The following is a 14,460-nucleotide window of genomic DNA, read 5'->3' on the forward strand; positions in this document are numbered from 1 at the left end:
CCTTAAGGAGTTGGCATGGCGAACATGTTTGCCCTGATCCTGGTGATCGCGACGCTGGTGACGGGACTTTTATGGTGCCTGGATAAGTTTATTTTTGCACCAAAACGCCGGGAACGTCAGGCCACCGCGCAAATTGCGACAGGTGATGCCCTTGATAAAAAAACGCTGAAGAAAATCGGTCCGAAGCCAGGCTGGCTGGAGACCGGTGCTTCTGTTTTCCCGGTGCTGGCGATTGTACTGATCGTGCGTTCGTTTATTTTTGAGCCGTTCCAGATCCCCTCAGGTTCAATGATGCCGACGCTGCTGATTGGCGATTTTATCCTTGTGGAGAAATTCGCTTATGGTATTAAAGATCCGATCTACCAGAAAACGCTGATCGCGACCGGTCATCCGAAACGCGGTGATATTGCGGTGTTTAAATACCCGGACGATCCGCGCCTGGATTACATCAAGCGTGTGGTTGGCGTACCTGGCGACAAAGTCAGTTACGATCCGGTCAGCAAGCAGGTTACCGTGCAGCCAAATTGCAGCTCCGGCCAGGCGTGCGACAACGCGCTGCCGATCACCTACAGCAATGTGGAAGCCAGTGACTTTGTGCAGACCTTTGGTCGCCGCTCCGGCGGTGAAGCAAGCAGCGGGTTCTTCCAGTTGCCTAAAAGCGAAACCATGGCGGACGGCATTCGTCTGACGGAGCGCAAAGAGACCCTGGGTGAGGTGACGCACCGTATTCTGACTGTGCCGATCGCTCAGGATCAGCTTGGCATTTATTACCGTCAGCCGGGGCAGCAACTGGCAACGTGGATTGTGCCGCCAGGTCACTATTTCATGATGGGCGATAACCGCGATAACAGTGCTGACAGCCGTTATTGGGGCTTCGTACCGGAAGCGAATCTTGTTGGCCGTGCGACGGCAATCTGGATGAGTTTCGAAAAACAAGAAGGTGAATGGCCGACAGGCGTACGACTGAATCGTATCGGCGGAATTCATTAATTAACCAGGGCGCAATTATTCCCGTTGCGCCCTGAATTATTTCCGCGATTATTCCCCTCAGACTAACGACAACCCCCCTCGTTGCGTATAGAATATTCCCCCGAAGTTTAAGGCTGGCTCCTCCGGGCGCCACAGCACACGAAACCGCGTTGGTTTTTCTCAGGTCGGTTTCGTGTGCTGCATTGTTGACGCATTTATTTATTGGTATCGCATGAATCCCATCGTAATTAATCGGCTTCAACGGAAGCTGGGCTACACTTTTCATCATCAGGATCTGTTGCAGCAGGCATTAACCCACCGCAGTGCCAGTAGCAAACACAATGAGCGTCTGGAGTTTCTTGGCGACTCGATTTTAAGCTTTGTGATTGCTAACGCGCTCTATCACCGTTTTCCCCGCGTGGATGAAGGTGATATGAGCCGTATGCGCGCCACGCTGGTTCGCGGTAATACGCTGGCGGAAATCGCCCGCGAATTCGAATTAGGCGAATGTCTGCGTTTAGGGCCGGGTGAATTGAAGAGCGGCGGTTTTCGCCGTGAATCCATTCTCGCGGACACCGTTGAAGCATTAATTGGCGGGGTATTTCTCGATAGCGATATCCAGACCGTCGAACAATTAATCCTGAGCTGGTATCAAACGCGCCTGGACGAAATCAGCCCGGGCGATAAGCAAAAAGATCCGAAAACGCGCCTGCAGGAGTTTTTGCAGGGTCGCCATTTGCCGCTGCCGTCTTATCTGGTGGTGCAGGTGCGCGGCGAAGCGCACGATCAGGAATTTACTATCCACTGCCAGGTCAGCGGCCTGAGCGAACCGGTGGTCGGCACAGGTTCCAGCCGCCGTAAGGCGGAGCAGGCTGCCGCCGAACAGGCGCTGAAAAAACTGGAGCTGGAATGAGCACTGAAACTGAAAAAAGCTATTGTGGGTTTATCGCCATCGTTGGACGTCCTAACGTCGGCAAATCCACGCTGTTAAACAAACTGCTTGGGCAGAAGATTTCGATTACTTCCCGTAAAGCACAGACCACGCGCCACCGTATTGTCGGCATCCATACCGAAGGGGAGTATCAGGCGATTTACGTCGACACCCCGGGCCTGCATATGGAAGAGAAGCGCGCCATCAACCGTCTGATGAACAAAGCGGCCAGTAGTTCAATCGGCGACGTTGAGCTGGTGATTTTCGTGGTGGAAGGCACGCGCTGGACGCCAGACGACGAAATGGTGCTTAACAAACTGCGCGACGGCAAAACGCCGGTGATCCTCGCGGTCAATAAAGTGGACAACGTGCAGGAAAAAGCCGATCTGCTGCCGCACTTGCAGTTCCTGGCCAGCCAGATGAATTTCCTCGACATCGTACCGCTCTCTGCGGAAACCGGCACCAATGTCGATACCATCGCCAGCATCGTGCGCAAGCACCTGCCGGAAGCCATTCATCACTTCCCGGAAGATTACGTGACCGACCGTTCTCAGCGCTTTATGGCTTCTGAGATCATTCGTGAGAAGCTGATGCGTTTCCTCGGCGCAGAGCTGCCGTATTCGGTGACAGTGGAAATCGAACGTTTCATCACGAACGATCGTGGCGGTTATGACATCAACGGCTTGATCCTCGTTGAGCGCGAAGGGCAGAAGAAGATGGTGATTGGCAACAAAGGCGCCAAAATCAAAACCATCGGCATTGAAGCCCGTAAAGATATGGAAGAGATGTTTGAAGCCAAAGTTCACCTTGAACTGTGGGTGAAAGTGAAATCCGGCTGGGCCGATGACGAACGCGCGCTGCGTAGTCTCGGTTATGTCGACGATCTTTAAGCGCTAATGGCCTGACAGACGGCGAGAACATGATGGAAGGATGGCAGCGCGCATTCGTCCTCCATTCCCGTCCGTGGAGCGAAACCAGCCTGATGCTGGACGTCTTCACGGAAGAGTCGGGCCGCGTGCGCCTTGTTGCGAAAGGCGCACGTTCTAAACGTTCAAACCTTAAAGGCGCATTACAGCCTTTTACCCCTCTGCTGGTGCGCTTTGGCGGGCGTGGCGAAGTCAAAACGCTGCGCAGTGCTGAAGCGGTTTCGCTGGCGCTGCCGCTCAGCGGCATCACGCTCTACAGCGGCCTCTATGTTAATGAACTTATTGCCCGCGTGCTGGAGCATGAAACTCGCTTCTCCGAACTCTTCTTCGACTATTTACACTGTATCCAGGCACTGGCGGGCGTAACCGGCACGCCGGAACCTGTGCTGCGTCGCTTTGAGCTGGCGCTGCTCGGGCATCTGGGGTATGGCGTTGATTTCCTGCACTGCGCGGGAAGCGGCGAACCGGTAGATGACCTGATGACCTATCGCTACCGGGAAGAGAAAGGGTTTATTGCCAGCGTAGTGATGGATAACAGCACCTTCACCGGCCGGCACCTGCGTGCGCTGGCGGAGCGTGAATTCCCGGATGCTGATACGTTGCGTGCTGCAAAGCGCTTTACCCGTATTGCGTTAAAGCCGTATCTTGGAGGCAAGCCGTTAAAAAGCCGGGAACTGTTCCGGCAGTTTATGCCGAAGCGATAACGGAAAAAGATCAGGCCAGGCGAGGCGAAGACCGCGCCGGAACCAATGAAAACACTGAGGATTGTCATGGCTGAATTACTGTTGGGCGTCAATATCGATCATATCGCAACACTGCGTAATGCACGCGGCACGGCTTATCCGGATCCGGTGCAGGCGGCATTTATTGCTGAACAGGCGGGAGCCGATGGTATTACCGTGCATTTGCGTGAAGATCGCCGCCATATCACCGACAGAGACGTGCGTATTTTGCGCCAGACGCTGGATACGCGCATGAACCTGGAAATGGCAGTCACCGAAGAGATGCTGGCCATCGCCTGTGAAACCAAACCGCATTTCTGCTGCCTGGTGCCGGAAAAACGCCAGGAAGTCACCACCGAAGGCGGCCTCGATGTGGCCGGTCAGCGCGAGAAAATGCGTGACGCCTGCCAGCGCCTGGCGGCTGCCGGTATTCTGGTCTCGCTGTTTATCGACGCCGATGCGGAGCAAATCAAAGCCGCTGCGGACGTTGGCGCGCCGTACATCGAAATCCACACCGGTTGCTACGCTGATGCAGAAAACGATGCCGCACAGGCGAAAGAGCTGGAGCGTATTGCCAAAGCCGCGACCTACGCTGCCAGCCTTGGCCTGAAAGTGAATGCGGGTCACGGGTTGACCTATCACAATGTGAAGGCGATTGCCGCACTGCCGGAAATGCACGAGCTGAACATCGGTCACGCCATTATTGGTCGTGCGGTGATGAGCGGTTTGAAAGAGGCCGTCGCCGAGATGAAACGCCTGATGCAGGAAGCGCGCGCGTAATGGCAATCCTCGGGCTGGGTACGGATATCGTCGAGATAGACCGCATCGCAGCGGTGATCGCCCGTAGCGGCGATCGCCTGGCGAAGCGGGTGCTGAGCGCTAACGAATGGGCGCTATACCAGGCGCATCAGCAACCGGTGCGCTTCCTGGCAAAACGTTTTGCGGTAAAAGAAGCGGCGGCGAAGGCGTTTGGCACCGGTATTCGTAACGGTCTGGCATTTAATCAGTTCGAAGTGTTCAACGACGAACTGGGTAAGCCATGCTTGCGTTTGTGGGATGAGGCGCTGCGGCTGGCGGAGCAGATGGGCGTGAAATCCACTCACGTGACGCTGGCGGATGAGCGGCACTACGCCTGTGCGACGGTGATTATTGAGCGTTAAATCTTGTCGGCGTGGTGCATCTGGACGAATTTGTCCCAGAGCTGCTCTTCTGTTTCTACGTGCGCCGGATCTTTCAGGATGGTATTGGGGATCGGGCACACTTTCTGGCAGGTCGGCGTTTCGTAGTGCCCGATGCACTCGGTGCAACGATCGCTGTTAATCTCATAGATGCTGTCACCCATCGAAATCGCCTCGTTCGGGCATTCCGGTTCGCACATATCGCAATTGATGCATTTTTTGGTGATTAACAGCGCCATCAGGAAAATCTCAGAAACATCACTAACAGGGCGGGCATTATACGATGATTCCCTGCTCAAACCAGTTTTTTTACCAGCTCCTCACTGTGGCGAATGCGTTCCGGCGCATGCTCCAGATCCTGCTGCACCAGCGCCATAAACAGTAAGTCTGTCAGCATCATTTGCGCGCTGGTGGAGGAGATGGCCGCGCTGCGTGTCGCCTGCTCTTCGGCGATGGTGTAAAGGCAATGCGTCGCCCGTTGTTGCAGGGCGTTGGGGGTAAAGCCGGTAATGGCGAGGATTTTACCGCCCACGCGCAGGGTTTCATCGGCTGCCATATTGATTTCACGCCGTTCGCCGGAATAAGAAACCGGTAACAGCAGATCGCCAGGATCCATTGCCTGCACGGTCGCCAGCAGGGCGTGCATATCCTGTTCCACCACGGCGTTAAGACCAATTTTCATCAACTTCCAGCCGAAATTACGGGCAACCAACCCGGAAGCGCCAATACCGGTCAGGATAATGCGCCGCGCCTCGCGCAGCAGCCGCACGCTTTCCAGCAGCTTCTCTTCACTGTTGACATCCAGTGAGGCGTGCATGGCGCTCTGGTACTCTTTGATCAGTTTTTCACCCACCACACGCAGCGGATCGTCGCCACGTATCTGGTTATGCACGGGCACAGACCAGGGATTGGTGTTGCTGGCCAGCGCTTCGCTGATGGCCAGTTTCATCGCCGGAAATCCTTTGAAATCCATTTTCTGGGCGAATTTCACGACGCTCGACTGGCTAACGCCCGCCTCGGCAGCCAACTGTTGCGAACTTAAATGGCGCGCGCGATCGGGGTTTTCCAGCAGAAATTCCGCCAGCTTTTTATCGCTCTGCGCCAGGCCAGAATAGCGCTGACGGATGCGAATTAAACAGTTCATAGGATCTCCGGAGGCAATCACAACTCATACAAAAGACAGAATTTAATATTCCATTCATTGATTGTTATTATGAATTAAAAATTCTTTCACGACAAAGTATCACAACCCGGCATTTGATAGCGATCAAGTGGATCCTTCGGCGCTGTGTCTTTTCACCTTGGCCGAGTTATCGAGCTGACGAATGGCCGGGATCAGGCTGGCTGCAAACGTCGCGATGGCCACCGCCCCCGCTGACGCCATTAATACATTGCTGCTGCCGTAATGCATGGCCAGCGGCCCGGCGGCCAGTTCGCCAACCGGAATCGCAATAAACGATCCCATTGCGTCGTACGCATAGACGCGCGCCAGTTTTTCTGGCGGTATATGGGTTTGCAGCGACTGCGCCCAGGCCACGCCGAACAGACCGAAAGTGACGCCCGCGATAAAAAATGCTGCGATAAGCCACGGTGTGGGCACAATCTGCCCCAGCAGGAAAATGGGCAGCGCGCACAACGACACCAGCATCACGCCAATAAACAGGTCGCGACGCGGACGCCAGCGCAATGCCAGGAATGAACCCGCAATTAACCCGACGCTTTGTGCCGCCACCATGATCCCCCACTGGGTACGACCAAATGAGGCATCGGCAATAATCGGGCCGAGAACCATCACCACGCCACTAAATGCGGCATTGATAATGGTGAACTGAACGACAATGGACCAGACCCACGTGCGGCTGGCGAACTCTTTCCAGCCGTCGCGCAGATCCTGCAAAATGTTAGTTTGCGCGGCGGCGATTTGCGTGACGCCGGTACGGATCCAGTAATAGAGCGGCGCCGAAGCGGCGAAGCCCAGCGCATCAATCGCCAGCCCCCAGCCAGGTCCGACGGCGCTGGTCAGGATCCCGCCCAGCGAAGCGCCAACCACTGTCCCACTGTAAATACCTAATTGGATTAACGCATTCGCTTCGCGCAGGTTATGGGCCGGCACCGTCTGGGGCACTAACGCGGAGGAAGCCGGTAGCGCAATACCTGCGGCGGCGCCATTCAGGGTACCTAACAGGGCAAGGCTGATGACCGATGCGCTGCCGTCCAGCACGGACCAGGCGACAACCGCTTGCGATATCGCCGCAACAACCGAGGACGAAACCAGCACCAGGCTGCGGGAATAGCGATCTGCCAGCACACCGCCGACCAACAAGAAGGCGACATTAAAAACAGAGCGCGCCGCCACGACGATGCCCAAATCGGCGGCGGAACCGCCGATGTCCAGTACCGCAAAGGCCAGTGCGATCGGTGCGATACCGTTACCCAGTACGGTGAACAGGCGGGCAAAGAACAGATGTCGAAAAGGGGCAGAGCTAAAGGCGCGCATCGTTTTGGTATGCGAATTCATGGTCACAACGGTTCCTGGAAAGATAAGGCAGTGTAGAGCATCTGTGGCGTAACGAAATAGCTGCTTTTTATTGCAGGTGCCTTGTTAACGGAAAAGTCAGGTTCTATCTGTTAGGCTATCTCTAATAGCGATCGCCAGAAGAGGACAAATGGCGGTCGGCGTTTAACCAGGCAGAGGGGCAACATTTGGCTACCAGCGAGCGCCGCGTCGTATTTTTTGATCTTGACGGAACACTGCACCAGCAGGATATGTTCGGTACGTTTTTACGTTATCTGTTGCGCCACCAGCCGTTGAATGCCTTGCTGGTGCTACCGCTGTTGCCGGTGATTGCTGGCGCGTTATTGATTAAAGGGCGCGCAGCCCGCTGGCCAATGAGTCTGCTACTGTGGGGCTGCACCTTTGGTCACAGCGAGCGCCAACTGAAAAAGCGTGAGCAGCAGTTTGTCCGCTGGTTTCGCGAGCACGTGACGGCGTTTCCGGTGGTGCAGTCGCGGCTGACCCAGTACCTTACCGCTTCTGATGCGGATATCTGGCTGATCACGGGCTCGCCGCAACCGCTGGTGGAGCAAGTCTATTTCGATACACCCTGGTTGCCGCAGGTGAATGTGATTGCCAGTCAAATCAACCGTCGTTATGGCGGCTGGGTGCTAACGATGCGCTGTCTGGGGCACGAGAAAGTGGCGCAACTGGAGCGAAAAATCGGTACGCCGCTGCGTCTGTATAGCGGTTACAGCGACAGCAAGCAGGACAACCCGTTGCTCTATTTTTGCCAGCACCGCTGGCGCGTGACGCCGCGCGGTGAGTTACAGCAACTGGAATAAACAGCGAAGGGCTGTATAATGCGCCCGCCTGAATCACTGGAGTTTTCCCCTTTGTCCAATCCTGAACTGAACCATGACTACTGGATGCGCTATGCGCTGACGCTGGCGAAACGTGCATGGGAAGAAGGCGAAGTGCCCGTTGGCGCGGTACTGGTGCATAACGACCGGGTGATTGGCGAAGGCTGGAACCGGCCGATTGGTCGTCACGATCCCACGGCGCATGCGGAGATCATGGCATTGCGTCAGGGGGGGCTGGTGCTGCAAAACTACCGCCTGATCGACACCACGCTCTATGTCACGCTGGAGCCCTGCGTGATGTGCGCCGGAGCCATGGTGCATAGCCGCATTGGTCATCTGGTATTTGGTGCGCGGGATGCGAAAACCGGCGCGGCAGGTTCGCTGATGGATGTGCTGCATCACCCGGGAATGAACCACCGGGTGGAGATCACCGAAGGGGTGCTGCGCGATGAGTGTGCGGCAATGCTGAGCGACTTTTTCCGCCAGCGTCGCCAGGAGAAAAAAGCGCTGAAAAAAACGCCCTCTGATTCACCCGAACAGTAGGGCGGGTAAATCGCCTTACCGGTTCACTTTTAGCGGGTTTTTTACCAGCGTATCCGGCGTCAGCAGTGGGTTGCGCGGGAAAGGATCGCTGGTGGTAAAGGCGCTAAAGGGCAATATGCCGTAGGAAGGGCGGTTCAGTTCATCCGTTGAAACCGCCGGGTAACTCTGCGCCAGCTTTAGCGCTTTGGCCGCTTCTTTCTCTTTCTCCAGCAGGTAGCCCACCAGGCTGATTTCATACTTACGGATGTTTTCCACATAAGCATAAGCCTCATGCCCGCGGGCGTAGCCGTAGGTCAACTTACTGTACCAGGGTTTCTGGCTCAGTAGCGGCAGGCGCTGTTTGACATCGGCCCAGCTATCGGGATTGCCTTTGGTTTTCGCCGTCAGCGCACGGGCATCCAGCATATGCGCATAGCCCATATTATAGGCCGCCAGCGCAAACCAGATTTTCTCATCCTGCGGTACGCTGTCCGGCACTTTGCTCATCATATCCAGCAAGTAGCGCGCGCCGCCGCTAATGCTCTGTTCCGCATCGGTACGATCGCTTAAGCCTAAGCTCTGCGCCGTATTTTTTGTCAGCATCATCAGGCCGCGCACCCCGGTTGGCGAGGTGGCCTGGGAGTCCCAGTGTGACTCCTGGTAGGAGATGGCCGCCAGCAGACGCCAGTCGATCTGCTGGGCATATTTCTCAAACATTGGTTGCAGGTCGGGCAGTACGCTATCGACGGCGCGCAGGAAAGTGCGCGTATCCACGTAGTCAAAATCTTCGCCGTGCCCGAGATATTTCTCTTCCAGCCGTGCGAGCGTGCCGTCTTCATTCATATTATTGAAGAAATCCAGTATGGCGGCTGACAGGGTGTTGTCATCATCGCGTTTGCTGAACCAGGTGACCGGCTGTTCATCGGTCACATCCAGTGCGACAGCCAGCTCAGGGTGCACCCGTTGGAACAGGCTTATCGCCACCGAGTCGGCAATGGTGTAACTCACTTTGCCTTCCAGCACCTGTTCCATCAACGCATTGGTGCCGAGCTTCTCATCCACCGTCCAGCTTAAATCCGGGTACTTTTTCTCTTTTAAGGTGCGGAGATCGTCGATCACCACATGTCCTGGTGCGACGGTCAATTGGCTGGCGTTAACGGATTGCAGCGTGCGCGGGCGAGGGCTGCCAACCCGGTAAACCAGTTGCTGAGAAACGGAGTAGTAAACCGGGCCGGTCTGGTAGTTTTTGATGCGTTCGCTGTTGTACACCAGTCCCGCAGCGAGCATATCTGCATCATCATGGTCGAGATCGTCAAATAGCTGGCTGATATTCTGGCGGACGGTGACTTTGAGCTTCACGCCCAGATAGTCGGCGAAATGCTGCGCCAGGTCGTAATCCAGGCCGTAGGATTTACCGTCCACACGGGAATAGGTGAGCGGTGAGGCAATGGTGCTGACGCGCAACTCCCCGCGGGCTTTGATCGCCGCGATGCGGTTATCGGCTTTGCCGAACCAGGGAATAGAGGGCCACAGGGCCGCTGCCAGCAGCAGGGTGACAATGCCGATGAGCAGATAATTAATCTTAAATTTTTTCAATCAGTTAATTCTCTGCGCCGTACTTTGCCTCAGCAGATGGCCGTCATGATAACAACAAGGTTTGTCTGTGATTGAGCGGCATTTTGCGCAACAAAACGCCAGTTGGCAACTAATTAGAGTGGTCGGCGGCAGCTATTGTCAAAAAACCGGGCTGATTTTATTTCGACGCAAACGGTTTCGTAGGCGCTCAGGATTCTCTATAATGACGCCCGTTTTCCCCTGGTGCACACTTAAAGCGTCCCCGACGCTTCGTAATCGAAGACGAGAGACTTATGATGGAAATTCTGCGTGGTTCGCCTGCATTGTCCGCTTTTCGTATCAACAAACTGCTGGCGCGTTTTCAGGCGGCCAACCTCCCGGTCAGTAATATTTACGCCGAGTATGCTCACTTCGCCGATCTGAACGACACACTGACCGAAGAAGAGTACGCCCGGCTCCAGCGCCTGTTGAAATATGGCCCTAGCCTGAGCAGCCATACCCCAACCGGAACCTTACTGCTCGTCACTCCTCGTCCTGGCACCATCTCTCCCTGGTCTTCCAAAGCCACCGATATCGCGCACAACTGCGGTCTTAATAAGATCAACCGCCTTGAACGTGGCGTTGCGTACTATGTTGATGCAGCCGGTCTGACGGACGCCCAGTGGGCTGAGGTCGCGGCAGAACTGCACGACCGCATGATGGAGAGCGTATTCACGTCGCAGGCGGACGCTGAACGCCTGTTTGAACACCATCAGCCGGCGCCGGTACAAAGCGTCGACTTACTGGGCGAAGGCCGCCAGGCGCTGATCGACGCCAACCTGCGTCTTGGCCTGGCATTGGCAGACGATGAAATCGACTATCTGCAAGACGCCTTTACCCGTCTGGGGCGCAACCCGAACGATATCGAACTCTATATGTTCGCCCAGGCGAACTCCGAGCACTGCCGCCACAAAATCTTCAACGCCGACTGGGTGATTGATGGCAAGCAGCAGCCGAAGTCACTGTTTAAAATGATTAAAAATACCTTCGAGAAAACGCCGGATTTCGTCCTGTCTGCTTATAAAGACAACGCCGCCGTGATGGAAGGTTCCGCTGTTGGCCGTTTCTTCGCCGATCGCGGGGAAGGCCGTTACGATTACCACCAGGAACCGGCACATATTCTGATGAAGGTGGAAACCCATAACCACCCGACGGCGATCTCTCCGTGGCCAGGTGCCGCGACCGGATCTGGCGGTGAAATCCGTGACGAAGGGGCAACCGGTCGCGGTGCGAAGCCGAAAGCAGGCCTGGTGGGTTTCTCCGTTTCCAACCTGCGTATTCCGGGTTTTGAACAGCCCTGGGAAGAAGATTTTGGTAAGCCGGAGCGTATTGTTACCGCACTGGATATCATGACCGATGGCCCACTGGGCGGCGCGGCGTTTAACAACGAATTTGGTCGCCCGGCGCTGAACGGTTATTTCCGTACCTATGAAGAGAAAGTGAACAGCCACAACGGCGAAGAGCTGCGCGGCTACCACAAACCGATCATGCTGGCGGGCGGGATCGGTAACATTCGTGCCGATCATGTACAAAAAGGCGAGATCACCGTTGGTGCGAAACTGATCGTCCTCGGTGGCCCGGCGATGAATATCGGTCTGGGCGGCGGCGCGGCGTCCTCTATGGCGTCTGGCCAGTCTGATGCGGATCTGGATTTTGCCTCTGTTCAGCGCGACAACCCGGAAATGGAGCGTCGTTGCCAGGAAGTGATTGACCGTTGCTGGCAACTGGGCGATGCCAACCCGATCCTCTTTATTCATGACGTGGGCGCGGGCGGTCTGTCCAATGCCATGCCAGAGCTGGTCAGCGACGGTGGTCGCGGCGGTCGTTTTGAACTGCGTGACATTCTCAGCGATGAGCCGGGTATGAGCCCGCTGGAGATCTGGTGTAACGAATCACAGGAACGCTATGTGCTGGCGGTTGCCGCCGATCAACTGGCACTGTTTGATGAGCTGTGTCGCCGCGAACGTGCGCCGTATGCGGTGATCGGCGAAGCCACCGAAGCGCAGCACCTGACGCTGAACGACAACCACTTTAACGATCAACCGATCGACATGCCGCTGGATGTGCTGTTGGGCAAAACGCCGAAGATGACCCGCAATGTTGAGACCCGTCAGGCGACCGGCGATGCATTTACGACACAGGGCATTTCGGTTGCAGACGCCGTGAACCGCGTGCTGCATTTGCCGACCGTGGCGGAAAAAACCTTCCTTGTGACCATTGGTGACCGCACGGTAACCGGTATGGTCGCCCGCGATCAGATGGTCGGGCCGTGGCAGATCCCGGTGGCGAACTGTGCGGTGACCACCGCCAGCCTTGATAGCTACTATGGCGAAGCGATGGCGCTGGGCGAACGTGCGCCGGTTGCGTTGCTGGATTTCGCCGCTTCCGCGCGTCTGGCTGTGGGGGAGGCATTGACCAATATCGCGGCAACGCAGATTGGCAACATCAAACGCATTAAGCTGTCTGCAAACTGGATGGCGGCGGCAGGGCACCCTGGCGAAGACGCGGGCCTGTACGCCGCAGTGAAAGCGGTGGGCGAAGAGCTTTGCCCGGCGCTGGGGCTGACCATTCCGGTGGGCAAAGACTCCATGTCGATGAAAACCCGCTGGCAGGAAGGAAATGAACAGCGTGAGATGACCTCGCCGCTGTCGCTGGTGATCACTGCCTTTGCCCGCGTGGAAGATGTACGCCATACGGTAACGCCGCAGCTCTCCACCGAAGATAACGCCCTGTTGCTTATCGATCTGGGCAACGGCAACAATGCGTTGGGCGCAACGGCGCTGGCGCAGGTTTATCGTCAACTGGGCGACAAGCCCGCCGATGTGCGTAACGTTGAGCAACTGAAAGGCTTCTATGATGCCATTCAGGCACTGGTTGCCGCGGGCAAACTGCTGGCTTACCACGATCGTTCCGACGGCGGTCTGCTGGTGACGCTGGCGGAAATGGCCTTTACGGGTCACTGCGGTGTGAATGTGAACATCGCTTCCCTGGGCGGCGATCGTCTGGCTGCGCTGTTTAATGAAGAACTGGGCGCGGTGATCCAGGTGCGCGCGGGCGACCGCGAAGCGGTGGAAAGCGTGCTGGCGACATACGGTCTGGGCGATTGCGTTCATTACCTGGGCAATGCCGTATCCGGCGATCGCTTTGTCATTGAAGCCGATGGTCAGGCGGTGTTCAGCGAGAGCCGCACTACGCTTCGTATGTGGTGGGCGGAAACCACCTGGCAGATGCAGCGCCTGCGTGATAACCCGGAGTGTGCGGATCAGGAGCATGACGCGAAAGCCAATGACAACGATCCAGGCCTGAATGTAAAACTGTCGTTCGATATTAACGAAGATATCGCCGCACCGTTTATTGCCACTGGCGCGCGCCCGAAAGTGGCGGTGCTGCGTGAGCAGGGCGTGAACTCGCATGTTGAGATGGCGGCAGCGTTCCACCGCGCGGGTTTTGATGCTATCGATGTGCATATGAGCGACCTGCTGGCCGGGCGCACCGGGCTGGAAAACGTCCATGCGCTGGTCGCGTGTGGCGGCTTCTCTTACGGTGACGTACTGGGCGCGGGCGAAGGCTGGGCGAAATCGATCCTGTTTAACGACCGCGTACGCGACGAGTTCGAAACCTTCTTCCACCGTCCGCAGACGCTGGCACTGGGTGTATGTAACGGTTGCCAGATGATGTCCAACCTGCGCGAGTTAATCCCGGGCAGTGAACTGTGGCCACGCTTTGTACGTAACCACTCCGATCGTTTCGAAGCGCGTTTCAGCCTGGTGGAAGTGACGCAGAGCCCGTCATTGTTGCTCGGCGGCATGGTGGGATCGCACATGCCCATCGCCGTGTCTCACGGTGAAGGTCGTGTGGAAGTGCGTGACGACGCGCATCTTGCGGCGCTTGAAAGCAAAGGGTTGGTGGCACTGCGCTACGTCGATAACTTCGGCAAGGTAACGCAGACTTACCCGGCGAACCCGAACGGCTCCCCGAACGGTATTACGGCGGTCACGAATGAAAGCGGTCGCGTGACGATTATGATGCCGCATCCGGAGCGTGTATTCCGTACGGTGTCTAACTCCTGGCATCCGGAAAACTGGGGTGAAGATAGCCCGTGGATGCGTATTTTCCGTAACGCCCGTAAACAGTTGGGCTAAGTTCGCGCGAAGCGTAAAGCCTCCGGCCTTTGTGGCGGAGGCTTTTTTATTGCCTGTTGAAAAGTGTCGGCATTTCCCGACAATGGCTTTTCCTGGGTG

13 protein-coding genes are annotated in these 14,460 nt (G+C 56.4%); 9 read left to right on the forward strand and 4 right to left on the reverse strand.

Going from position 1 to position 14,460, the window contains the following annotated elements; all coding sequences use genetic code 11:
- The first annotated feature begins 15 nt into the window (after positions 1-15).
- The 6 genes from lepB (at position 16) to acpS (ending at position 4,708) form a co-directional block, all read left to right on the forward strand.
- On the forward strand, positions 16-990 hold the full coding sequence (gene lepB, locus N7922_RS06455; RefSeq protein WP_263099760.1) for a signal peptidase I: 975 nt from the start codon (positions 16-18) through the stop codon (positions 988-990).
- Between the two features lie 211 nt (positions 991-1,201).
- The gene (gene rnc, locus N7922_RS06460) at positions 1,202-1,882 is read left to right on the forward strand and encodes a ribonuclease III (RefSeq protein WP_061499814.1); all 681 of its coding nucleotides are present in this window, start codon (positions 1,202-1,204) and stop codon (positions 1,880-1,882) included.
- Positions 1,879-2,790, forward strand: coding sequence for a GTPase Era (gene era, locus N7922_RS06465; protein WP_263099761.1), 912 nt, complete (start codon positions 1,879-1,881; stop codon positions 2,788-2,790). The genes rnc and era overlap by 4 nt, the downstream gene beginning before the upstream one ends.
- A 32-nt stretch (positions 2,791-2,822) precedes the next feature.
- Complete coding sequence (gene recO / locus N7922_RS06470; protein WP_061493659.1) at positions 2,823-3,530, forward strand: DNA repair protein RecO; 708 nt, start codon at positions 2,823-2,825, stop codon at positions 3,528-3,530.
- 66 nt (positions 3,531-3,596) lie between these two features.
- The gene (gene pdxJ / locus N7922_RS06475; protein ID WP_263099762.1) at positions 3,597-4,328 is read left to right on the forward strand and encodes a pyridoxine 5'-phosphate synthase; all 732 of its coding nucleotides are present in this window, start codon (positions 3,597-3,599) and stop codon (positions 4,326-4,328) included.
- Positions 4,328-4,708 (forward strand): holo-ACP synthase, encoded by a 381-nt coding sequence (acpS, locus tag N7922_RS06480; RefSeq protein WP_263099763.1) that lies wholly within the window; start codon positions 4,328-4,330, stop codon positions 4,706-4,708. Before pdxJ ends, acpS begins: the two co-directional genes overlap by 1 nt.
- Here the strand turns inward: acpS and N7922_RS06485 are convergent.
- From N7922_RS06485 to N7922_RS06495, 3 genes are all read right to left on the reverse strand, one after another.
- A complete protein-coding gene (locus tag N7922_RS06485; protein ID WP_263099764.1) occupies positions 4,705-4,965 on the reverse strand; it encodes a YfhL family 4Fe-4S dicluster ferredoxin in 261 nt (86 codons plus the stop codon). The genes acpS and N7922_RS06485 overlap by 4 nt on opposite strands.
- A gap of 56 nt (positions 4,966-5,021) precedes the next feature.
- Positions 5,022-5,870 (reverse strand): MurR/RpiR family transcriptional regulator, encoded by an 849-nt coding sequence (locus tag N7922_RS06490; RefSeq protein ID WP_263099765.1) that lies wholly within the window; start codon positions 5,868-5,870, stop codon positions 5,022-5,024.
- Between the two features lie 123 nt (positions 5,871-5,993).
- Positions 5,994-7,244: an MFS transporter gene (locus N7922_RS06495; RefSeq protein ID WP_263100848.1), complete on the reverse strand. Its 1,251-nt coding sequence runs from the start codon at positions 7,242-7,244 to the stop codon at positions 5,994-5,996.
- Between the two features lie 185 nt (positions 7,245-7,429).
- Here N7922_RS06495 and yfhb point away from each other — a divergent pair, with 185 nt between their 5' ends.
- Both yfhb and tadA read left to right on the forward strand, forming a co-directional pair.
- Positions 7,430-8,065 (forward strand): phosphatidylglycerophosphatase C, encoded by a 636-nt coding sequence (gene yfhb, locus N7922_RS06500; protein WP_263099766.1) that lies wholly within the window; start codon positions 7,430-7,432, stop codon positions 8,063-8,065.
- A 51-nt stretch (positions 8,066-8,116) separates the two neighbouring features.
- Positions 8,117-8,626, forward strand: coding sequence for a tRNA adenosine(34) deaminase TadA (gene tadA, locus N7922_RS06505; protein WP_263099767.1), 510 nt, complete (start codon positions 8,117-8,119; stop codon positions 8,624-8,626).
- A 15-nt stretch (positions 8,627-8,641) separates the two neighbouring features.
- On the opposite strand, the gene mltF is transcribed toward tadA, so the two are convergent.
- Positions 8,642-10,201, reverse strand: a complete 1,560-nt coding sequence (gene mltF / locus N7922_RS06510) for a membrane-bound lytic murein transglycosylase MltF (RefSeq protein WP_263099768.1) — start codon at positions 10,199-10,201, stop codon at positions 8,642-8,644.
- A gap of 272 nt (positions 10,202-10,473) precedes the next feature.
- Here mltF and purL point away from each other — a divergent pair, with 272 nt between their 5' ends.
- On the forward strand, positions 10,474-14,361 hold the full coding sequence (purL, locus tag N7922_RS06515; RefSeq protein WP_263099769.1) for a phosphoribosylformylglycinamidine synthase: 3,888 nt from the start codon (positions 10,474-10,476) through the stop codon (positions 14,359-14,361).
- Positions 14,362-14,460: the final 99 nt, after the last annotated feature.

Source organism: Kosakonia sp. ML.JS2a (genome assembly GCF_025642095.1).
Lineage (GTDB): Bacteria > Pseudomonadota > Gammaproteobacteria > Enterobacterales > Enterobacteriaceae.

What these genes read in the sequence shown, in the direction of transcription:
- lepB (WP_263099760.1), top strand. Translation starts at nt 16, where the DNA reads ATGGCGAACATGTTTGCCCTGATCCTGGTGATCGCGACGCTGGTGACG.
- rnc (WP_061499814.1), top strand. Translation starts at nt 1,202, where the DNA reads ATGAATCCCATCGTAATTAATCGGCTTCAACGGAAGCTGGGCTACACT.
- era (WP_263099761.1), top strand. Translation starts at nt 1,879, where the DNA reads ATGAGCACTGAAACTGAAAAAAGCTATTGTGGGTTTATCGCCATCGTT.
- recO (WP_061493659.1), top strand. Translation starts at nt 2,823, where the DNA reads ATGGAAGGATGGCAGCGCGCATTCGTCCTCCATTCCCGTCCGTGGAGC.
- pdxJ (WP_263099762.1), top strand. Translation starts at nt 3,597, where the DNA reads ATGGCTGAATTACTGTTGGGCGTCAATATCGATCATATCGCAACACTG.
- acpS (WP_263099763.1), top strand. Translation starts at nt 4,328, where the DNA reads ATGGCAATCCTCGGGCTGGGTACGGATATCGTCGAGATAGACCGCATC.
- N7922_RS06485 (WP_263099764.1), bottom strand. Translation starts at nt 4,965, where the DNA reads ATGGCGCTGTTAATCACCAAAAAATGCATCAATTGCGATATGTGCGAA.
- N7922_RS06490 (WP_263099765.1), bottom strand. Translation starts at nt 5,870, where the DNA reads ATGAACTGTTTAATTCGCATCCGTCAGCGCTATTCTGGCCTGGCGCAG.
- N7922_RS06495 (WP_263100848.1), bottom strand. Translation starts at nt 7,244, where the DNA reads ATGAATTCGCATACCAAAACGATGCGCGCCTTTAGCTCTGCCCCTTTT.
- purL (WP_263099769.1), top strand. Translation starts at nt 10,474, where the DNA reads ATGATGGAAATTCTGCGTGGTTCGCCTGCATTGTCCGCTTTTCGTATC.